This window comes from Stenotrophomonas rhizophila (genome assembly GCF_001704155.1).
GTDB classification, from domain to species: Bacteria; Pseudomonadota; Gammaproteobacteria; order Xanthomonadales; family Xanthomonadaceae; genus Stenotrophomonas; species Stenotrophomonas rhizophila_A.
The window spans coordinates 2436234-2457165 of sequence record NZ_CP016294.1 but is presented as its reverse complement, the minus strand read 5'-3'; the positions used below and the strand labels follow the sequence as shown (position 1 = coordinate 2457165).

17 protein-coding genes are annotated in these 20932 nt (G+C 69.9%); 9 read left to right on the top strand and 8 right to left on the bottom strand.

Annotated features, from left to right (window positions below):
- Positions 1-22: 22 nt before the first annotated feature.
- The 3 genes from BAY15_RS10955 to BAY15_RS10945 all read right to left on the bottom strand — a co-directional run bounded on the left by BAY15_RS10955 (position 23) and on the right by BAY15_RS10945 (position 2958).
- Positions 23-1168, bottom strand: coding sequence for an MFS transporter (locus BAY15_RS10955; RefSeq protein WP_068852392.1), 1146 nt, complete (start codon positions 1166-1168; stop codon positions 23-25).
- 10 nt (positions 1169-1178) lie between these two features.
- Positions 1179-1958 (bottom strand): DeoR/GlpR family DNA-binding transcription regulator, encoded by a 780-nt coding sequence (locus tag BAY15_RS10950; RefSeq protein ID WP_068852389.1) that lies wholly within the window; start codon positions 1956-1958, stop codon positions 1179-1181.
- Positions 1959-2052: 94 nt separating this feature from the next.
- A complete protein-coding gene (locus BAY15_RS10945) occupies positions 2053-2958 on the bottom strand; it encodes a LysR substrate-binding domain-containing protein (protein ID WP_083214157.1) in 906 nt (301 codons plus the stop codon).
- A gap of 100 nt (positions 2959-3058) precedes the next feature.
- Here BAY15_RS10945 and BAY15_RS10940 point away from each other — a divergent pair, with 100 nt between their 5' ends.
- Together BAY15_RS10940 and BAY15_RS10935 are read left to right on the top strand one after the other, a co-directional pair.
- Positions 3059-3823 carry an SDR family NAD(P)-dependent oxidoreductase gene (locus BAY15_RS10940; RefSeq protein ID WP_068852383.1) on the top strand — a complete coding sequence of 255 codons (765 nt, stop codon included), beginning with the start codon at positions 3059-3061 and terminating at the stop codon, positions 3821-3823.
- Positions 3824-3917: 94 nt separating this feature from the next.
- Complete coding sequence (locus BAY15_RS10935; RefSeq protein WP_428999299.1) at positions 3918-4229, top strand: DUF3817 domain-containing protein; 312 nt, start codon at positions 3918-3920, stop codon at positions 4227-4229.
- On the opposite strand, the gene BAY15_RS10930 is transcribed toward BAY15_RS10935, so the two are convergent.
- Both BAY15_RS10930 and atpC read right to left on the bottom strand, forming a co-directional pair.
- Positions 4213-6951, bottom strand: coding sequence for an autotransporter outer membrane beta-barrel domain-containing protein (locus tag BAY15_RS10930; RefSeq protein WP_083214156.1), 2739 nt, complete (start codon positions 6949-6951; stop codon positions 4213-4215). The two genes, BAY15_RS10935 and BAY15_RS10930, sit on opposite strands and share 17 nt — an antisense overlap.
- A gap of 195 nt (positions 6952-7146) precedes the next feature.
- Entirely contained in the window at positions 7147-7593 is a 447-nt protein-coding gene (gene atpC / locus BAY15_RS10925) for an ATP synthase F1 subunit epsilon (protein WP_068852374.1), read from the bottom strand.
- A 221-nt stretch (positions 7594-7814) separates the two neighbouring features.
- Here atpC and BAY15_RS10920 point away from each other — a divergent pair, with 221 nt between their 5' ends.
- Genes BAY15_RS10920 through BAY15_RS10890 form a run of 7 tightly spaced genes read left to right on the top strand, consistent with a single transcriptional unit; the run spans position 7815 to position 17426 of the window.
- Positions 7815-9011: an MFS transporter gene (locus BAY15_RS10920; RefSeq protein WP_068852371.1), complete on the top strand. Its 1197-nt coding sequence runs from the start codon at positions 7815-7817 to the stop codon at positions 9009-9011.
- A complete protein-coding gene (locus tag BAY15_RS10915) occupies positions 9008-10201 on the top strand; it encodes an isochorismate synthase (RefSeq protein WP_068852368.1) in 1194 nt (397 codons plus the stop codon). The genes BAY15_RS10920 and BAY15_RS10915 overlap by 4 nt, the downstream gene beginning before the upstream one ends.
- Positions 10201-11853 (top strand): (2,3-dihydroxybenzoyl)adenylate synthase, encoded by a 1653-nt coding sequence (locus BAY15_RS10910; RefSeq protein ID WP_068852365.1) that lies wholly within the window; start codon positions 10201-10203, stop codon positions 11851-11853. Before BAY15_RS10915 ends, BAY15_RS10910 begins: the two co-directional genes overlap by 1 nt.
- On the top strand, positions 11853-12488 hold the full coding sequence (locus BAY15_RS10905) for an isochorismatase family protein (protein ID WP_068852362.1): 636 nt from the start codon (positions 11853-11855) through the stop codon (positions 12486-12488). The genes BAY15_RS10910 and BAY15_RS10905 overlap by 1 nt, the downstream gene beginning before the upstream one ends.
- On the top strand, positions 12485-12751 hold the full coding sequence (locus tag BAY15_RS10900; RefSeq protein ID WP_068852359.1) for a phosphopantetheine-binding protein: 267 nt from the start codon (positions 12485-12487) through the stop codon (positions 12749-12751). Before BAY15_RS10905 ends, BAY15_RS10900 begins: the two co-directional genes overlap by 4 nt.
- Entirely contained in the window at positions 12748-16668 is a 3921-nt protein-coding gene (locus BAY15_RS10895) for a non-ribosomal peptide synthetase (protein ID WP_099047401.1), read from the top strand. The genes BAY15_RS10900 and BAY15_RS10895 overlap by 4 nt, the downstream gene beginning before the upstream one ends.
- The gene (locus BAY15_RS10890; protein WP_068852356.1) at positions 16665-17426 is read left to right on the top strand and encodes a 2,3-dihydro-2,3-dihydroxybenzoate dehydrogenase; all 762 of its coding nucleotides are present in this window, start codon (positions 16665-16667) and stop codon (positions 17424-17426) included. The genes BAY15_RS10895 and BAY15_RS10890 overlap by 4 nt, the downstream gene beginning before the upstream one ends.
- Here the strand turns inward: BAY15_RS10890 and BAY15_RS10885 are convergent.
- The 3 genes from BAY15_RS10885 to BAY15_RS10875 are packed head-to-tail and all read right to left on the bottom strand — an operon-like array spanning position 17423 to position 20932.
- Positions 17423-18016, bottom strand: coding sequence for a DUF2894 domain-containing protein (locus BAY15_RS10885; RefSeq protein ID WP_068852353.1), 594 nt, complete (start codon positions 18014-18016; stop codon positions 17423-17425). The two genes, BAY15_RS10890 and BAY15_RS10885, sit on opposite strands and share 4 nt — an antisense overlap.
- Positions 18006-18653, bottom strand: coding sequence for an OmpA family protein (locus tag BAY15_RS10880; RefSeq protein WP_068852349.1), 648 nt, complete (start codon positions 18651-18653; stop codon positions 18006-18008). Before BAY15_RS10880 ends, BAY15_RS10885 begins: the two co-directional genes overlap by 11 nt.
- A complete protein-coding gene (locus BAY15_RS10875) occupies positions 18650-20932 on the bottom strand; it encodes a DUF802 domain-containing protein (protein WP_068852346.1) in 2283 nt (760 codons plus the stop codon). Before BAY15_RS10875 ends, BAY15_RS10880 begins: the two co-directional genes overlap by 4 nt.

Sequence of the window (20932 nt, the reverse complement as noted above, 5' to 3'; positions counted from 1 at the left end):
TGCAGGCACGCAGGGCGTGAGCCTACGCCTTCACCCAGCGTGCGGTGATGCCGACCAGCAGCACGGCAGCGGCCACCAGGCAGAAGGCCGTTACCAGGCTGCTGGCCTGGGCGACGAAACCGATCAGGGCCGGGCCGGCCAGCACGCCTGCGTAGCCCAGCGTGGTGATGGCGGGGATGGCCAGGCTTTCGGGCATGGTCTTCTGGTTGCCGGCCATGGAGAACAGCGCCGGCACGATGTTGGCGCAGCCCAGGCCGATCAGTGCGTAGCCGAGCAGGGCCGGCAGCAGGGCGCCGGCAAAGGTGGCGATGCCGAAGCCGGCCGCGGCCACGATGCTGCCCAGCAGGATCGCGCGCAGGCGGCCGAGTTTCGCCACGATGCCGTCGCCGACCAGGCGGGTGACGGTCATGGCGATGGCGAAGGTCATGAAGCCGAGGCCGGCGCGGTCCGGTGGTACCTGCTGCACTTCATGCAGGAACACCGCGCTCCAGTCGAGCATGGCGCCTTCGGCAAGGAAGGCGACGAAACAGAGCACGCCGATCGCCAGCACCACGCCATGCGGGATCGCAAACACCGGCGCGCCACTCGGCGCGCGGTCACGCCGCCAGTACGGCACTGAAACCGCCAGCACCACCACCATCGCCATCGAGGCCAGCACGCACACCCACAGCGGTGGCAGCCGCAGCGCGAGCAGCGCGGTCATCGCAGCGGCCCCCACCGCACCGCCGATGCTGTAGAAAGCGTGGAAGCCGGACATCATCGGCCGCCCGCTGTCGCGCTCCACCATCACCGCCTGGATGTTCATGGTGCAATCGCAGGCGCCCACACCGGCGCCGAACACGAACAGGGCCAGGCCCAGTGTCCACGGCGAGGGCGCGACCGCCAGCAGCGGCAGGCTGGCCATCACCATCAGCAGGGTGGCGATCATCACCGCGCGGCAGCCATGGCGGGCGGCCAGGATGCCGGCCAAGGGCATCGCCAGCAGCGAACCGGCGCCCAGGCACAACAGCACCAGGCCCAGCGAGCCTTCATCCAGCCCGGTACGGGTTTTGGCGAACGGCACCAGGGGTGCCCAGGCGGCGGTGGCGAAGCCGGGCAGGAAAAACGCCGCACGGGTGGCGTGCTGTTCGGCGCGCGTGCCGCGCGCGGAAAGAGCGGAGTCGATCATCAAGGCAGCCTCAGTACGGCGCAGCGCGCTGGATATCGACGCCACGACGCGCGAATGCCGCCACCTGCGCGTCAGGAGCATCGTGCTCGATCACCAGCAGGTCGATCTGCTCGACCCCGCCCACGCGGTAGGCAGCCTGCGTGCCGAGCTTGTCGTTGGTGGCTACTGCAACGCAGCGGCTGCTCGCCGCCAGCACTGCCCGCTTGAGAGGGGCTTCTTCGCCATCGATGGCCCACAGGCCCGCCTCGGCATCGACTGCGCAGGTGCCGATGAAACAGACATCCGCGCGCAGCCCGGCCACCGTCTCCAGCGCCTGCGCACCGATGCAGGCACCTGCGCGGGGATCCAGCCGCCCGCCGATCAGGGTCACCTCGATCCCGCCGCGCGCCAGCAGCGCCAGGGCGATGTCGGGGGCATTGGTGATCACATGCAGGCCCTGCTGTTGCGGCAGGCACGCGGCGATGGCGCTGTTGGTGGAACCGGCATCGAGCAGGATGCGCTCACCCGGGCGGATACACGCGGCGGCGGCCAAGGCCAGCGCGTGCTTCTGCGCCGGCTGCTGCGCGTGGCGTGCGGGGAGGGGCGGGAATTCCACTGCCGCCGGCAGCGCACCGCCGTGGACTTTCCGGCAGAGCCCCTGGTTGGCGAGCTCGCGGAGGTCGCGTCGGATCGAGTCCTCCGACACCTCCATCTGCAGCGCGAGCTGGGCCGAAAACACGCGACCCTGTTCGCGTAGCAGGCGCAGGATGGTCTGTTGGCGTTCGCCGGGTAGGGTGTCGGGAGTCGTCATGCGCGCACTGTACCTGATTCAGTGCGCGAATGCGCATGAATGCGCATGAATGTGCATGAATGTGCGTGATAGCGCGTGTATGCGCGGTTGCGGTTCAGTCCAACCGCTGCAGCTCCGGTGTGACCAGCGCCGCCATCCAGTCCATGAAGGCGGCCACCCGGCGTGGCAGATGTCGTCGCTGCGCGTACAACAGGGTCACCGGCATGGGCTCGGCCACGCACGCCGGCAGCACTTCCACCAGCGTCCCAGCGGCCAGCGCCACGCGCGCACCCAGCCGTGGCACCTGGATGATGCCCAGCCCCGCCAGCGCCGCGGCACTGTAGGCCTCGCCACTGTTGACCGTGATCGCGCCGCGCATCGGCACACTGCGGTAGGCCTGGCCGTCGTGGTACTCGAAGCCCGGCGAGCGCTGGCCCAGCGTGCCCACGTAATGCACCAGCGCATGGTGGGAGAGATCCTCCAGCGCGTACGGCATCCCCCGTGCAGCCAGGTACGCCGGGCTGGCGCAGTTGACGATGTGCATCACCCCCAGCGGGCGCGCCACCAGCGTGTTGTCGTCCAAAGGGCCGACCCGGACCACGCAGTCGAAGCCTTCGCGGACCAGGTCGACGCGGCGGTCGGTACCGCTCAGCTCGATCTCCAGTCCCGGGTGCCGGGCCAGGAAGTCCGGCAGGTGGGGAATCACCAGCTGCCGGGCCAGCCCGCTGGACATGTCCACCCGCAGCCGGCCCTTGAGCTGGGTGTCACGGCGGAACATGCCCTGCAGATCCTCCATGTCGTCCAGCAGGTCGCGGGCGCGCTGCTGGAACTGCGCGCCGTCGGCGGTCAGCCGCACCCGGCGGGTGGTCCGGTGCAGCAGCTGCACGCCCACTTCCGCTTCCAGCCGCTGCACGGCCAGCGACACGCTGGCCTTGGGCAGGCCCAGCTGCTCGGCAGCGGCGGTGAACGAGCCCAGTTCGGCAACACGCAGGAAGCTGCGCAGGTGGTCGAGGCGGTCCATGGATTGTTCACTCTGACTGGACAGTCAAATCAGGATCGCGCGGTTTATGTGATGGCGCAATGCCAATAGTCTGGCGTCACACCTCACCCAGGAGCACCCCATGTCCCACTCCCCCTCACGCGTTGTCCTGATCACCGGCGGCAGCCGCGGCCTCGGCCGCAATGCTGCGCTGGCGCTGGCGGCCGACGGTGCCGACATCCTGCTGACCTACCGCAGCCGGGCCGATGCGGCCGACGCCGTGGTCGCCCAGATCCAGGCGCTGGGCCGGCGTGCCGCCGCGCTGCCGCTGGACATGGCCGACAGCGCCGGCTTTGCCGGCTTCGCCGAAGCCGTGCAGGCACAACTGCAGGCCTGGGGCGCGACCGGCCTGCAGGGGCTGTTCAACAATGCCGGCGAAGGCCTGTATGCCGGTTTCGCCGACACCACCCCGGCCCAGTTCGACGAGCTGGTCGCCGTGCACCTGAAAGGGCCGTACTTCCTGACCCAGGCGCTGCTGCCGCTGATCGCCGATGGTGGCCGCATTCTCAACGTGTCCAGTGGCCTGGCCCGCTTCTCGCTGCCGGGCAGTTCGGCCTACGCGATGATGAAGGGCGGCATCGAAGTCTTCAGCCGGTACCTGGCCAGGGAACTGGGCGCGCGCGGCATCAGCGCCAACACGCTGGCACCGGGCGCGATCGAAACCGACTTCGGCGGCGGGCACGTGCGCGACAACGCCGACATCAATGCGATGGTGGCCGGCAACACCGCGCTGGGTCGCGCAGGGCAGCCGGACGATATCGGGCCGGTCGTCGCCGCGCTGCTGTCGCCGCGTACGGCGTGGATCAACGCGCAGCGCGTGGAAGCGTCGGGCGGCATGTTCGTCTGAGTGCGAAAGCGTCGCATTCGCGCAAGACGGTATGATGGGCGGCCTTGTCGCCCCTGCAGAGACTGTCTTGCGCGCTTCCGTACCGTTGCACCCGATGGGCCGTGTGTTTGCCGTTGTCGCCTTGTTCGAGGCGTTTACCTGGGCCGGGCTGCTGGTCGGCATGTACCTGAAGTACCACGCCGCCGAGCCGACCACCGCCGGCGTGGCGCTGTTCGGGCCGGTGCATGGCGTGGCCTTCATGGTCTACGTGGTGGTCACCGTGCTGGCGGCAGTGAAGCTGCGCTGGCCGTGGTGGGCCGCCGGCCTGGCGCTGCTGGCAGCGGTGCCGCCGCTGGTGACGCTGCCGCTGGAAGGGTGGTTCAAGCGGCGTGGCCTGTTGTCCACGCGTCTCACCACCGATAGCTGAGCCCCAGCTGCGCGCTGCGCTGGAAGTACCCCTGGCCCTGCTGCAGCGACAACCCGCCCCACGCGCCAAACCCGTTGGCGAACACCAGCGAGGCGCCGGCACTGAATTCGCCGCGGTTGCGCGGAATGCGCGCATCCACCCGCTCATCATCCATGCGCACGCGCGCGTCGGCGCCGGTGCGGATCCAGTGTGCGGCGATGTAGGGCTGCACGCTGGCCGCCAGGCCGTCCCACCGGGTCACGCCGGAAAGGCGGACACCCACGCGGCCGAACGTGCCGTTGGCGTCCTCGGTGGTGACCAGGGTGCCGTTCTGTTCAAGATGGCGCACATCGTTCCAGCGCGTGTAGCCCACCTGCAGCTGCGGCTCGATGAACACGCCGCCGTGTTCGCCGCGACCGAGGCGGAACGCGTGGCCGGCTTCCAGCGCGCCCTGCCAGGCGCGGGTGTCGTAGCGTTCGGTGGCCAGCGCGGCGCCTTCCACCCGGTTGGAGAAGCGCGCGTGCTGCAGCGAGCCGTCCAGGTAGAAACCGGTGTACGGGTCGCCATCGCCGGCGGCGCGCCAGGTGGCATACACGCCCAATGCGGCCCCGCGCACCTTGCCGCGCGCGTAGTACCCGGTCAGTGTGCTGGTCGAGGTGCTGGAGGCATTGCCGCTGGACAGCATCACCCCGAAGCCGCTGCCCTGCGGGGTGCGCAGCAGATCGGTGCCGACGCTGAGTGCCTGGCTGCTGCCGTGCACGTCGAGCTGGCGGCTGTCGGCATCGAAGCGCGAGCGCGCGCCATCCACGCGCACCCAGGCACGCCCACTGTTCTGGCCCGCGTGGCGCTCGTGGTAGCCGAGCCGGAACATGCCTTCAGCAGCCTGCAGGTTGGCCAGGTACGCGCCCGGTTCCGGCCGCAGCACCGGCACCGGCTCGGGGTCCACGCACTCGGGCAGGGTGGGATCGATCGCGCACGGGTCCGGTTCGGGATCCACGCAGCCCGGCGCCGTCGGATCGATCAGGCAGGGATCGGGTTCCGGATCGACACAGCCGGGCTGGGTCGGGTCGGCGTCGCACGGGTCGGGCAGTTCCGAGCGCAGGTACCAGTTGCCGTCGGCAGCGCTCTTGAACAGGAAGTACTCGTACTGTCCACCCACCGCGCGCCCGGCAAGGTCGAAGGTGCCGTTGGACGCACCGCCGATCTCGATCAGGCTGATGCCCTGGCTGGTCTGCGCCCCGGCGCCGCCCACGTTGTTGACCCGTACGTTGGTCTGGCCGCTGGTATCACCGTCGATCAGCAGCCGGTCGGACGACGCGTCGTCGCCGGCCAGCACCGTGTTGAACAGCAGCGTGCCGCCGTCGCCGACGTAATTGCCGGCGACCTCAAGCGTGTTGAAGCTGCTGCCATCGCCGAGTTGGAGCAGCGAACCGCTCCCCACGGAAAGGTCCTGCACCGTGCTGTTGCCGGTCAGTTGCCATTGCGCGCCGGTCAGTGCCACCGTGTTGCCGTTGACGATCGCGCCGGTCAGCGATGCGCCTTCGCCCAGTGCGATGTTGACCTCGGCGCGGCTGGTCCCGCGGGTCTGCCCGATGATGTCGCCGACCAGCGCGGAGGCGACCACCTCCAGGTTGGCCGTAGCGCCTGACCCCACCTGCAGGATCACGCCGTTGCCGGCCTCGACGGTGGAGCCGTTGGCGATGCGGAGGTCGGCATTGCCGGACTGCGGCATGACAATCGCCGGGCCGTTGGTCGAGACAAGGCGCGACTGGTCCACCACCACGCTGCTGGTGCCGGCCGCGCTGCCGGTGATCGACAGGGCACTGTTGCTGCCCTCCAGGGTGCTGCCCTGCGAGACGACCAGCGTGGCATTGTTGAGCGCCACGCCCACGCCGTTGTTGGCGCCGCTGCCGCTGCCCGCCGTGCCACGCACCTGGCTGCCCGCCAGGGTGAGGTTGGCACCGCGCGTGACGGTGGCGCCGGTGCTGCCGGTGACTTCGGAGCCCGACAGCGTTGCGGCAGGCCCGGCCGTGCCGGTGCCGACCATCGACAGCGCGGTGCCGCTGGACGTGATCGTCGAGGCGTCCATGACCAGCTCGCCGCCGGTCATGGCCACCCCGGCCAGCGAGCCCGACAGCGTGCTGTTGCTGACGCGGGCGGTGCCGCCGGCCATGTCCAGCCCGTAGCCGAGCGCGCCACTGGCGCTGCCATCCGAGCTGGCCTGTACGTTGTCCAGCACCAGCAGTGCACCATCGTCCACCTGCAGCGCTTCTCCGCCGGCGGTAATGGTCGTGTTGGTCAACGTGAGTTCGCTGCCGTCGCCGGTGGCGCTGAAGCCGCGCCCGGCGGAAGTGACGGTCACCGCGTTGATGCCCATGGTGCTGCCAGACGAGACCCCGCCAGCGTCGGCGAAGGGAGAGGTGAAGGTCATCGTGCCGCCGTTGATGTCGGCGCTGCCGCCGTTGGCGACGCGGATCCCGAACAGCCCGCTGATGTCCACGTCGGTGCCGATCACGCGCGCGTTGTCGACCTGGGTGGGGCCTGCCAGACCACCGGCGGCGATGGTGAGTTCGGCGCCGTCGGACACGGTCCAGTCCTCACGCAGGTCGCCGGGCTGGATGGTGTGCGTGCTGCCGGGGCCGGTGAGCGTGGCTGCTGCTGCAGCAAGGGGCAGCGTCGCGAGCGTCACGGCGATGGCCGTAACGAGCATGCGGCGCGGGCCGCATGGGGTAATGGCTGTCATGACTGGACTCCGAAACGGAACTGGGTGGACCGCACGACCCCCGTAGCACCACAACGTCGTACCAGGATCAGCGAGGGACCGAATCCTCCGGTCCAAAGGCCGCTGTATCCATGCAACATCTTGTATGCGTCATCTATCACTACCGCCTGTTCAGCATGAGCACGTCTATGTGGGGCTCGCGTGAAGGCGGAGGTGCTATTTCCAGGGCAGCCCGCGCAGCTGCACGGCGCGCTGGTGCATCAGCTCGGCGTGCAGGCGCACGTAGTCTTCGTCGGTGAACGCCTGAGCCATCGGCGAGCGTGCGGCCTCTGCGGCCACCCGCGCGCGTCCTTCGTCGAGATCATCGCTGCGCACGGCCAGGTCGGCCATCACGATCACCTTGCCAGGCTGCACTTCCACGTAGCCACCGGACACGTACACGTGCAGCGGCGGTTCGGCCTTCAGCGGATACACCGACACCATGCCTTCGCGCAGCGTGCCCAGCAGCGGTGCGTGCCGGGCCATCACCCCGAAGCGGCCGTTGCTGCCGGGCACGCTCACCTCGCGCACCTCGCCGTTCCACAGTTCACCGGCCAGGCTGAGGATCTGCAGCGAGAAGCCCTGTGCGTCGGCAAGCAGCGCGGGCAGGGGAGGTGACGCCATGGGGGAATGTCCGTGGAACGTTGCCAGCAGCTTAGTCGGGCCGGCGGAAGACCGCGTTGATCCGCATCATGAACACCGGAACCATTGATCGCGCAAACCTAAATGCGAGCTGTTATCATTTGAAAGGATAGCCACGCCGGTCCTTGAATCGACGAAGCCGAATCAATCAAACGCCCGCCGTCGCGCGGTGCGTGTCCAATCCTGATCGGTCGTGGTGATGCATGCGTTCAATTCCCGTGGTATCCGGCTTGCCGGCTCTGGTCTTCGCCGCGTGGGTCGGCACCATGGCGATGATGGCGTTCGTCGCGGTGATCGGCCCGGTGGTGCGCCTGCTGGGGCTGTCCGAATGGCACGCGGGGCTGTCGGTCACCGCGGCCGGCGTGCTGTGGATGCTGTCGGCCCGACGGTGGGGCGCACTGAGCGACCGCATCGGGCGCCGCCGTGTACTGCTGATCGCACTGGCCGCGTATGCGGTGATCTATATCGTGATGGCGGTGTTCGTGGACACCGCGTTGCAGGCACCGCCGGCGGTATGGCTGTCGGTGCTTGCGCTGGTGGGCACGCGCGCCCTGGTCGGCCTGTTCTATGCCGCCGTGCCACCGACCGCTGCGGCGCTGGTGGCCGATGAAGCCGCACCCGGGCAACGTGCCGGTGCGATGGCCAAGCTGGGCAGTGCCAATGCATTGGGCATGGTGATCGGGCCCGCAGCAGCGGGCTGGGTCGCGTTCCACGATCTTGCGCTGACCCTGTACGTGGCGGCACTGCTGCCGGTGCTCGCGCTGCTGGTCATCGCCTGGCGGCTGCCGTCGGCGCCACCGCCGGCGGCGCCCACCAACGGTCCGCGTGCCGCGCTGGCCTGGTACGACCCGCGCCTGCGCCTGCCGGTGATGGCGGTGTTCGCGGCGATGATCTCGGTGACCATTGCCCAGGTCACGGTGGGGTTCTTCGCCATCGACCGCCTGCAGCTGGCCCCGGCGGCCGGCGCGCGCATGGCCGGCCTGGCGCTGACGGCGGTCGGGGTTGGGCTGATCGTGGCCCAGGTGCTGGTGATGACCTTCAAGAACATGCCGCCACGCCGTTGGATCGCGCTGGGTGCAGTGATCTCCGGTATCGGGTTTTCGTCGGTGGCGCTGGTGCAGGCGCCCTGGCAGCTGCTGGCCACCTATGCGGTGGCGGCGTTCGGCATGGGGTTTGTGTTTCCCTCGTTCCAGGCCTTGGCTGCCGATTCGGTGCAGGCGCACGAGCAGGGCGCGGCTGCCGGTGCGGTGGCTTCCGTGCAGGGCCTGGGCATGGTGATCGGGCCGATGGTGGGCACGCTGCTGTATCGCGCGGCCCCCAGTGCGCCGTACCTGCTGGTGGGTCTGGTGCTGTTGGGGCTGGCGGCTGCGGCTACCCTGGATGGGAGGCGCGCGGCATGAACGACACAGTGCGCGCGGACAGCGATACCATCGCGCAGGCGAGCGATCCCGGTGCCGGCGACGCAGCGGAGCACTTCATGCTGCGCCTGCCTGGGCGCACGCTGGATGCACGTGGCTGCCACGCCACCCTTCCGTCCGGCGGCACCGCGACGCTGGATGCCCGCGCGCGGACCTTCTTCGCGCGCGAAGGGCGCACACCGGCACTGCTGGTCGGCGCGGTGCCGTTCGATCCGAAGGGTGACGACGCGCTGTACCAGCCCGCGTCACTGGCGCAGGGTGCGTTGGAAGCAACGGCGCCGGCGCTTCCATTCAGCGGCGACATCCATGCCGAGCCGAGTGCCGCGCAGTACGCGGACGCGGTGCGGCACGCACTGGCAGGATTGCACAACCGCGACGGAGAACTCAAGAAAGTGGTGCTGGCCCGCACGCTGCGTGTGCACAGCCGCGCGGCGATCGACCCGCGTGCGTTGGTGGCGCGGCTGGGCCAGGACCCGGACGCGGTCACTTACCTGTGCCCGCTGCCGGTGGCCGCCGGCGATGCGCCAGCATGGCTGGTCGGTGCCAGCCCGGAGCTGCTGGTGTCGCGACGTGGACCGCAGGTATTTTCGCATCCGCTGGCCGGCTCGGCCCGGCGTCGCCCGGATCCGGATGAGGACGCCCAGGCGGCCCGCGAGCTGTTGGGCTCGGCCAAGGACCATGACGAACACCGCTACGTGGTCGACGCCATCGTGGCGGCGCTGCGTCCGTATTGCGAGTGGATCGACGCTGCAGCGCGGCCGACCCTGCATGCCACCACCACCTTGTGGCACCTGGGCACGCGCATCGAAGCACGCCTGCGCGATCCGTCCACCTCGGTAGCCACGCTGCTGGCGGCCCTGCATCCCACGCCGGCGGTGTGCGGCACGCCTGCCGCACTCGCGTTGGATACCATTCGCCGCCTTGAGCCGGTGCAGCGCGGCTTCTATGCAGGCGCGGTGGGCTGGATGGACGCGCACGGTGATGGCGACTGGTACGTGGCGATCCGCTGCGCACGCGTGCAGGGCCACCAGGCCCGCATCCATGCCGGCGCCGGCATCGTCGCCGGTTCGGAGCCGGCCGCAGAGGTTGCCGAGACCGGGGTGAAGTTCGGGGCCTTGTTGACCGCGCTGGGCGCGGACGCCGCCCCACGGATTGAAGGATGGACACTCTGATGAATGCAGTCGTTTCTCCGGTGCGTGTGCCACTGCGCCAGGTCTGGCCGCCGGCGCTGGTCGCGCGCTACCGCGCCGCCGGCTATTGGCGTGGCGAAACGTTCCCCGGCTTCCTGCGCGAGCGTGCCGGACAGTTCGCCGACGACGTGGCCGTGGTCGGCGGCGGGTCCCGCCTGACTTACGCACAGCTGTGGCAGGAGGCAGGGCGCATCGGTGCTGGCCTGCTGGCCGCTGGCTTGGCGCCGGGTGATCGGGTGGTGGTGCAGCTGGGCAACACGGTCGAATTCGTCAGCGTGGTCTGCGGGCTGTTCCGCGCCGGGTTGATCCCGGTATATGCACTGCCGGCCCATCGCCTGACCGAGATAGCGCACGTGGTGCGCACGGCCGAAGCCAGCGCCTACATAGCTGCGTCGGCATACGAGGGTTTCGACTACCGCACGCTCGCGCGCGAACTGCAGGCGTCCATACCCGGTGTCCGCCACGTGCTGATTGTCGGCGATGCAGCGGAATTCCTTTCCGTCGCCGGGCTGGCCGGACCCGCTGACGCGCTGCCGCCGGATCCCGACCCGCAGTCGGTGGCGTTCCTGCAGCTCTCCGGTGGCAGCACCGGCCTGCCCAAGCTGATTCCGCGCACCCACGACGACTACCTGTATTCGTTCCGCGCCAGCAACGCGATCTGCGGCATCGGCCGCGACAGCGTGTACATGGTGGCGCTGCCGGCCGCGCACAATTTCCCGATGAGTTCGCCGGGCTTCTTCGGCGCACTGTATGCCGGGGCACGGGTGGTGCTCAGCCCCGGCGCAGGCCCGGACACCGCGTTCCCGCTGATCGCGCGCGAGCAGGTGACCTGCGTGGGCCTGGTGCCGCCGTTGGCGCTGCTGTGGGCACAGGCCGCAGCCAGTACCCCGCATGACCTGTCCAGCCTGCAGGTGCTGCAGGTCGGCGGGGCCAAGCTGGTGCCGGAAGCCGCGCGCCGGGTCATCGACGGGCTGGACTGCCAGCTGCAGCAGGTGTTCGGCATGGCCGAAGGCCTGGTCAACTACACCCGCCTGCACGACGCGCGGGAGTGCGTGCTGAACACCCAGGGCCGCCCGATCTCGCCCGACGATGAAGTGCTGGTGGTGGACGACCACGGCCACCCGGTCGCGCCGGGCGAGGTGGGCCACCTGCTGACGCGGGGCCCTTACACGATCCGCGGTTACCACAACGACCCCGGCGCGAACGCGCGGTCGTTCACCGAAGATGGCTTCTATCGCACCGGCGACATGGTCCAGCAGCTGCCGGGCGGCTACCTGGTGGTGCAGGGTCGCGCCGGCGACCACATCAACCGTGCGGGCGAAAAGATCTCGGCCGAGGAGATCGAAGACCACCTGCTCGCGCACGCCAGCGTCTTCGACGCGGCGGTGGTGTCCATGCCCGATCCGTACCTGGGCGAGCGCAGCTGTGCCTTCGTCATCACGCGCGGCGAGCGCCCGACCGCGGCCAGCCTGAAGGCGTGGGTGCGCAGCCGCGGTCTTGCCGCCTTCAAGGTGCCGGATCAGGTGGTGTTCGTGGACGCCTTCGGGACCACGGCGGTGGGCAAGGTCAGCCGCCGCGAACTGCGTGCGCAGCTGCGTGCGCGCCATATCGAACAGACAGGAGAACCGCGCTGATGGCGCTGCCCACCATTCCATCCTACGCGCTGCCCACGGCGGCCGAACTGCCGGCGCCGCGCGGACCGTGGCAACCTGACCCGGCGCGCATCGCGCTGCTGGTGCATGACATGCAGCGCTACTTCCTGGCCGCGTTCGGCGCCGATGCCGCGCCGCTTGCCCCGGCAACCGCCAACATCGTCCGGCTGGTCGCGCACTGCAGGGCGCAGGGCATACCGGTGTTCTACACCGCCCAGCGCGGCAACCAGGACCGGCGTGACCGCGGCCTGCAGGCCGACCTGTGGGGGCCGGGCATGCAGGCAACCCGCGAACACGAGGCGATCATCGCCGCGCTGGCACCCGCCGAAGGCGACCACGTGCTGGTCAAGCACCGCTACAGCGCCTTCCAGCGCAGCAACCTGGAGACGATGATGCGCGCACGCGGCCGCGACCAGCTGCTGGTGACCGGGGTGTACGCACACATCGGCTGCACCGCCACCGTGGCCGACGCATTCCAGCGCGATATCGAAGCGTTCATCGCGGCCGACGCGGTGGCCGATTTCTCGCGTGCCGACCATGACCAGGCGCTGCACTGGATCGCCCGCACCTGCGGCGTGCCGATGACCACCGACCAGCTGCTGGAGCGCCTGGCATGACTGACACCCTCACCGCACCCCTGACCCTGGAACGGATGCGCGCCGATGTGGCCGGCATGCTCGGCGAATCCCCCGACACCGTCGGCGATGACGACCACCTGATGGACCTGGGCCTGGATTCGATGCGGGTGCTCGGGCTGGTGCTGGCCTGGAGCAACACCGGCATCGCCCTGGAGTTCGGCCACCTGGCCGAGCACACCACGCTGGCCGGCTGGTGGCAGGTGGTGCAGCAGCTGCAGGCCCGGGCCAACGCCGGGGCATGAGCGCGCAGATGGCCAGCGCCGAGGGCGCAGGGCAGCTACGGTATCCGCTGAGCGAGGCGCAGACCGGGCTGTGGTACGCGCAGCGCCTGTCGCCGGCGCCCGCAACATTCAATACCGCGCACGTCGTGTGGTTTGAAGGCGCGCTGGATGTCGACCGTTTCCGTGCGGCCGCCGATGCAGCCGCCGCTGAAGCCGAGGCACTGTGCCTGCGCGTGGCCGAAAATGAAGCGGGCGTGCCGCAGCAGTGGCTGGACCCGAGCCACGTTCCGCGTGTGCAGGTGGTGGATCTGTCTGTCCAGACCGATCCGCTGCACGCCGCGCGCGAAGCGATGCAGGCCGACCGCCTGCAGCCGGTCGATCCCGGCCGCGACCGGTTGGCCCAACAGCGCCTGTTCGTGCTCGGGCCGCAGCGTTTCGCGTGGTACCTGCGGGTGCATCACCTGGCCACCGATGGCTATGGCATGGCGCTGTTCAGTGCACGGGTGTGTGCGCTGTACGCCGGCGAGAGCGCCGATGCTCTGCAGCCGCTTCTGCCGGTGCTGGACGAAGACGCGCAGTACCGCATCGGCGAGCGCCGCGTGGCCGATGCGGGCTACTGGCGGGCAACCATGCAGGACGCTGCACCCGCAGAGGGACTGGGGGGTGGCATGGCAGCGGCAAGGTCCGACGCGCTGCGCCTGACCGAAACCATCAACGTGCCGCTGGGCGAACAGCTGTTGGCCACTGCGCAGGCCGTGGGCCAGCCTTGGCCGGACCTGCTCACCGCGTTGACTGCCGAGTACTGCCGACGGATGACGGCCAGCGATGAGGTGACCGTCGGTGTGCCTTACATGGGGCGGCTGGGCAGCGCCTCGGCACGGGTCCCGGCGATGGTGATGAACGTGCTGCCGCTGCGCGTGTCCGCAACGGCAGATGAGAGCGTCGACGACAGGGTGCGAGATACCGCACGGGCGCTGGTGCGGGGCCGCCGGCATGGCCGCTACCGGGGCGAGCAGATCCGCCGCGACCTGGGCTGGAGCGGCCAGCAGCATCGGCTGCACGGCGCCTTGGTGAACGTGCAGCCGTTCTACCGGCCGCTGCCGTGGCCGGGGGTCACGGCGCAGCTGGAGGTGCTGTGCACCGGACCGGTGGACGACATCACCTTCGGTTTCCGCGGGGATGCACTGACGTCGCTGGCATTGGAGATCGAGGCCAATCCGCAGCAGTACACGCGGTCGGGGATCACTGCGCATGCCCGACGGCTGCTGCATTTCGTGTCGTCCGCGCTCGAGGTGCAGGCACGCGGTGGCCTGCTGGCAGACGTTGCGCTGTGCCTGCCTGACGAAGCGCAGCACTGGCTGCACACCGTCAATGCCACGCAACATGCGGTTGCCGATGTGTCACTTGCTGCGCTGCTGAACCAACGGCTGGTCGCCGCGCCGGACGCAACCGCACTGCGGTTTGAAGGCGAGGCACTGACTTACGCCGCGCTGGAGCAGCGCAGCCGCGCGTTGGCGCTGCAGCTCCAGGCAATGGGCATTACCCGCGAGTCGCGCGTGGTGGTGGCCCTGCCGCGTTCGTTGTCGCTGCTGATCGCGCTGGTGGCGGTGGTGCGCGCCGGCGGCGCGTACCTGCCGGTGGACCTGGACCATCCGGATGCGCGGCTACGGAAGATCCTGGCGTCGGCACAGCCGCAGTGCGTGTTGGCGGAGGCGGGCGACGCCCATCGTTTCGTGGGAGCGCCAGTCCTGTCGCCGTCGCAGTGGGCGACCTGCAGCGACGCGGCGCTCCCCGATACCGTGCAGCCGGGTGACGCGGCCTACGTGATCTACACCTCCGGCTCCACCGGCGAGCCGAAGGGCGTCGTGGTGGAACACCGCGCCATCGTCAACCGTCTCGAATGGATGCGCAGCCAGTATCGGATCGGGCCGGAGGCGCGCATCCTGCAGAAGACGCCGGCCACCTTCGATGTCTCGGTGTGGGAGTTCTTCCTGCCGCTGATCAGCGGTGCCACGCTGGTGATCGCATCGCCCGGCCTGCACCGCGACCCGCAGGCGCTGACCCGATTGATCGCGGCCGAACGCATCACCACGCTGCATTTCGTGCCGTCCATGCTGGATGCCTGGCTGGCCGTGCCCGATCTTCGGGGCCTGCCGCTGCAGCAGGTGTTCACCAGTGGCGAGGCGCTCGACGCCGGGTTGCGCGACCGCTTCCACGCGCGTGTCGACGCGGAGCTGCACAATCTCTACGGCCCCACCGAAGCAGCGGTCGATGTCAGTTACTGGCCGGCGTCCCGCGAGGACCGTTCGGACCCGGTGCCGATTGGCCATCCGGTCTGGAACACCCGGCTGTACGTGCTGGATGCACAGCTTCGGGCGCTGCCGGCGGGCGTGCCCGGCGACCTGTATCTCGGCGGGGTGCAGCTCGCGCGTGGCTACCTCGGGCGCGAGGACCTGACCGCCGAGCGCTTCCTCGACGATCCGCACGTTCCCGGAGGGCGCCTGTACCGCAGCGGCGACCGGGCACGCTGGCGTGATGACGGGGCGCTGGAGTACCTGGGCCGCGGTGACCACCAGGTCAAGCTGCGCGGCCTGCGCATCGAGCTGGGCGAGATTGAATCCGCGTTGCGCGGGCTGCCCGGCGTGACCCGCGCCGAGGTGCTGCTGCGCGACCAGGACCCGGGCATGCCGGCACGCCTGGTGGCGTACGTGTCCGGCGACGTACTGGACGCAGGAAGCCTGCGCCGTGCGCTCGGCACGCAGTTGCCCGAATACATGGTGCCGGCGGCCATCGTGGTGGTACAGGCGTGGCCGGTAACGGCCAACGGCAAGCTCGACCGCGCCGCGCTGCCACTGCCGGATACCCACGCGGCCGGCCGCAGCGCGCAGACGCCCACGGAACAGGCACTGGCCGCGCTGTTCCAGCAGGTGCTCGGGCTGGCGGCGCCGGCTGCGGCGGACGCGGACTTCTTTTCGCTGGGCGGCGATTCGCTGACGGCCGTACACTTGCTGCTGGCGATCCAGCAGCGTTGGCAGCAGGACCCGGGATTGGGTGCGGTATTCGCCACGCCGACGGTGGCGGGCTTGGCTGCACGCCTGGAGGCGCCGCTGCAGGACGCCGACCACGGCCTGGCGCCAGTGATCACCCTCGCGCGCGGTGAGCCGGGCAGGGTGCCGCTGTTCGTGATCCATCCCGCAGGCGGCATCGCCTGGAACTACCGCGAGCTGGGCCGTGCGCTGCACCCGGCGCGCGACGTGCACGGCCTGCAATCGCCGGTACTCGACCCCGCGCAGCCGCTGCCGGCGGGGATCGATGCGCTGGCGGCCGACTACGCCGCACGCATCCTCGCGCTGCAGCCGCAGGGCCCGGTGCACCTGCTGGGCTGGTCGGTGGGCGGCATCATCGCCCAGGCCATCGCGGTGCACCTGCAGGCGATGCAGCGTGCGGTGGGCGCGCTGGTCCTGCTGGATGCCTACCCCAGCGAATGCTGGCGCGCGGAACCCGAGCCGGATCCGGTGGCGGCGCTGCGTGCGCTGTTGGCCATTGCCGGCTACGACCCGGAGCGCCACCCCGAGCTGGACAGCCGCGAGCGCATCGTCGCGTTTCTGCGCCGTGGCGACAGCGCGCTGGGCAACCTGCCCGGGCACGTGCTGGACGGCGTGGTGCGCGCGGTGACCGGCACCAACCGGTTGATCCGCGAGCATCACCATCGCCACTTCGTCGGCACCCTGGTGCATGTGCGCGCCGGCAATGACCACGCGCAGCGGCCGCACCTGCAGTCTGTCCTGTGGCAGGCGCACGCCTCGCGGGTGGAAGCATTGCCGCTGCCGTTCCTGCACGCCGAGCTGACCGGCCGTGATGCCGTGGCGCAACTGGCCCCGTGGCTGTCGGCGCGGCTGCAGCACTGGGACGGCCTTGAACGAGAGGACAGCACATGAAGCTGACAGGATTCGAGAACACGATTGCACTGGTCACCGGCGCCAGCGGCGGCATTGGCGCTGCGCTGGTCCAGCAGCTGCTCGACAGCGGCTGCAGGGTGGTCGCCACCGACCTGGCCGCACCGGCGCTGCCGCCCCACCCGCGACTGCACCCGCGGTCACTGGACGTGACCGATTCAACGGCGGTTGACGCACTGGTTGGAGCGGTTGAAGCCACCCTTGGCCCGATCGGCTTCGGCATCAGCGTTGCCGGCGTGCTGCAGGTCGGCGAGGTCACCGGCATCGATGACGCCCAATGGCACCATGTGTTTGCGGTCAATACCGATGGGGTCTTCCATCTAAGCCGTGCGCTGGCGCGGGTAATGGTGCCGCGCGGGCAGGGCGCCATCGTGACGGTGAGCTCGAATGCCGCCGGCGTGCCGCGCCATGGCATGGCCGCATATGCGGCGTCGAAGGCGGCGGCGACCATGTTCACCCGCTGCCTTGGCCTGGAACTGGCGCCGCACGGCATCCGCTGCAACATCGTGGCGCCGGGGTCGACGCTGACCCCGATGCAGACCGGCATGTGGGCCGATGACCAAGGCGCGCAGCGGGTCATCGATGGCAGTCCGGCAACCTACAAGGCAGGCATTCCGTTACGCAAACTGGCTACGCCGGATGACATCGCGCAGGCGGTGATGTTCCTGCTCTCCGACCAGGCCGGCCACATCGCCATGAGCGACCTGTACGTGGACGGCGGCGCGACCCTGCGCGGTTAGCGTGCGGTGCGGCTGCGGCGCGGCTTGGCCGGGGTGCGGCCGGGCACGCTGTCGCGGCTGGGCAGGGTGCCGCGCTGCTGCATCTGCTCCAGCCAGGCCAGGTTGTCGATGTAGGCGAGGAAATGCTGCAGGTACGCGGGCGACACCTCGCCCATCCAGCCGATGGCACGGTGCACCAGCACGCTGGAGTTCAACGGGCCGCCATCGCTCGGGGTCTGCGCCAATGTCTGCCGCACCTGGCCGGCGGTGCGCAGCGCGGCCCACGCACTGCGGAACTCGGCCAGGGCCGGCAGTGCGGGGTAGTCGGGGTTGTACGTGGCGCGCGGCTGGCCCAGCGCGGCCAGCGTATCCGCCGTTTCTGCGCGCTTCGCGGGCGCGGTTGCAACGGTCGCGGCAGTCACGCGTTCGGCGTAGGCAGCCAGCAGCGTCTCCAGGCGGGCGTCCAGTACGCCGCGCAGCGAACCGCTGGCCCGCTGCGCGCGGCGCTGCAGCGCTTCCAGGAAGGCGAACTGCACCGGATCGTGGCGATCCAGCTGCTGCCCGCGCCAGTGCGCGAGCCGGTCGCTGGCGGCGGTACGGTTACCGTCCATCGCCCGCCACGGTCGGCTTCGGGCGTGGAATCGGCGCCATTTCGACACGGCGATTGCGTGCGCGGCCTTCTTCGTCGGCGTTGGAACCCACCGGCTGTTCGGCACCGAACGCGGCGGCGAACACCGAACCGGCCGGCACGCCTTCGGCGATCAGGGTGCGGGTCACGGTCAACGCGCGCTCGGCCGACAGTTCCCAGTTGTCGGCGAACTGGCGGTTGCTGTCGCGTACCGGACGGTCATCGGTGAAACCGCTGACCATCAGGATCTCTTCGCGCGATGAAAGATACCCGGCCAGCGGCGCAGCCAGGCTGCGCAGCAGCTCGCGGCCTTCCGGCTGCAGCTGGTCGGAATTGAGCGCGAACAGCACGCTGCCGCGGATGCCGATGCGGCCATCCACCAGCGTTACCCGCCCGGCGGCCAGCGGACCGGCCAGGGCCTGTTCCAGGGTCTGGCGCCGCTTGGCTTCGGCCTGGCGCTGCGCCACTTCCTCATCGAGGCGATGCGACAGCTCCAGCTGCAGCGCCACCACGCCGACCAGGATCAGCACGAACGCGCCCAGCAGCACCGACATCAGGTCGCCGAAGGCGGCCCAGATCGGCGCGCCGGTTTCGCCTTCCAGCTCGATCTCGTCACTCATGCGGTGGCGGCCCCGGCGCTGCGGCGGCGGCCGGCCAGCTGCTGCAGTTCCTCGATGATCTGCTGCTGGGAGAGCACGCTCAGGTCAATCACTTCACGCGCCTGGGTCACGTAATAGGCCAGCTGCTCATCGCTGCGGGTCATCGAGGCATCCAGCGCGCCGGCCACCTGCTGCAGCTGCTCACCCAGCCCGGTGCTGGCGGTGCCGAAGCTCTGCATCGCAGTGCCGAACGCCTCGGCCAGGCTGGCCACTTCCACCGCGCTGCCGCTCAACTGCGCGGCCACGCCATCCAGTTTGCCGGTCTCGGCAGCGATATGGTCGGTGAACTGCGTGCCCACGCGCTCCAGCAGATCGGCCGAGGTGCTGACCAGCGCGTCCACGGCGGTGCGTTGTTCGGTGGACGCGTGGTTGACTGCATCCAGCAGCGTTTCCAGCGTGGCCAGCAGGCGGGTCCGTTCGTCGAGCATGGCGGTGTCGCGGACCATGCTGTCGGACAGCTTCTGGCGCAGTTCGGCGACCACTTCGGCGGCCGCCTTCGGGGCTTCCGAGGCGAGCGTGACCAGCCGCGAGATCTCGCTGATGGTCTCGGCCGCATGCGCCTGCGCCTGCGTGCCGATCTCGTGTGCGGTACGCGACAGGGTTTCGCAGACCGCCTGCTGGCTGGCCGCAACCTGCGCGCCGTTGTCGGCCCATTGCTGGCCCAGCTGTTCCGACAACTGGGTGAACGCATCGCTCCAGGTGGCCAGGCGCTGCGCGTCGCGGGCTTCCAGACGATCCTGCAGGCCGCTGTGCGAGGCCTGCAGGCCATCCACCAGCGAACGCGCATGGCCATCGAAGCTGGCCGTGGCCGCGACCAGTGCCTGCTGGTTGCGTTCGGCCAGTTCGGCGTTCACCGACTGCTGGCCCTGCAGCGCATCGCGCCACGCCTGCGCGTGGGTGCTGGCGCTGCTGTCCATGCGCTCGGCGAGGGTATCGGCCCAAGCAGCCAGACGCATACCCACCGAATCGAGCAGGCGGGCGCCGTGCTCGCCCTGCAGCTGGCTGAAATCCTCAAGCGTGCTGCGCAGATCGCGGGTAAGGGCGGCATGGCGCTGCGCCTGTTCGGTCTGTGCCCCGGTCCATGCATCCACGCTGGCGTCGAGACGGGCGGCCAGGGTTTCCAGCAGCTGCACGGCACGCTGGTCGTGCTGTTCGCTGAGCGTGGCCAAAGTAGAACGCAGTTCTGCCGACAGGGTGTCGTGCGCCTGCTTCTGACTGCTGAGCGCAGCGTTCCAGGTCTCGCTGGTGGCGGCGCGGCTGGCTTCGAAGCCATTGGCCAGGCCGTCCAGCTGCGCGCGCACGGCATCGCCCACCGTGGCCTGCAGGGCAGTGGTCTGCTGGCTGATGCCGGCCATGGTCTCGGCCATGATCGGCTGCAGCGCCTCGCCGACCGCGCGCGCACTCTGCGCGACGCTGGCCTGCAATGCCTCCTGCACCGAAGCGGCGAGGCGCTCATGGGCGGCCTCGGCGCGGGCATGGAAGGCGTCCTGGTTGGCCGACAGGCGTTCGCCCGCCGCGCCGCTCTGCGCTTCGATCGCGGCGCTCATCGCTTCCAGGCGGTCCACCAGCGCCGGCATCAGGCCTGCCTGCGCCTGCAGCAGGCGGAAGGCTTCGGCGCGCTGCCACGCCTGCGAATGCAGGTGCAGGGTGGTGGCGATGCGGGTATCCAGTTGCTGCACGCCCAGCAGGCGTTCGCGCCGGCACAGCGCCGACAGCAGGCCCAGCATGGCCGAGGTGGCCACGCCGGCAATCGAGGTGCCGAACGCCACGGCCAGGCCTTCCACCGGCGCGCCCAGCGAACCGCGGATGGACTGCAGGTCGGTGGCGCTGCCCAGTGCCAGCCCAGTGCCGCGCAAGGTGGCCATCATGCCCAGCAGGGTGCCGAGCATGCCCAGCAGCACCAGCAGGCCGACCAGATACGGGGTCAGCACCGGCGCTGGCAGCGCCACGCGCTCGCCCTCCACGCGCAGGCGCACCGCGTTGCGCAGGCCTGCCGGTACCTTCTCCAGCCACTCGCCCAGGTTGGCCGGCGCCGTCGCCGCCTCAGCCACCGCGACGCTCAGCCCTGCGGTAGCCGCCCGGTAGCGGTGCAGTTCAACTGCACCGGCCACATAGCAGGCGGCAATCACAAGCGCCACGGCCAGGCCGACCGGGTTGCTGCCCACGTAACCGGCACCGATCCAGCACACCGCCAGCAGGCCGGCAAGGAAAACAACGAGGTAGAGAGGAGTTCTGAACAT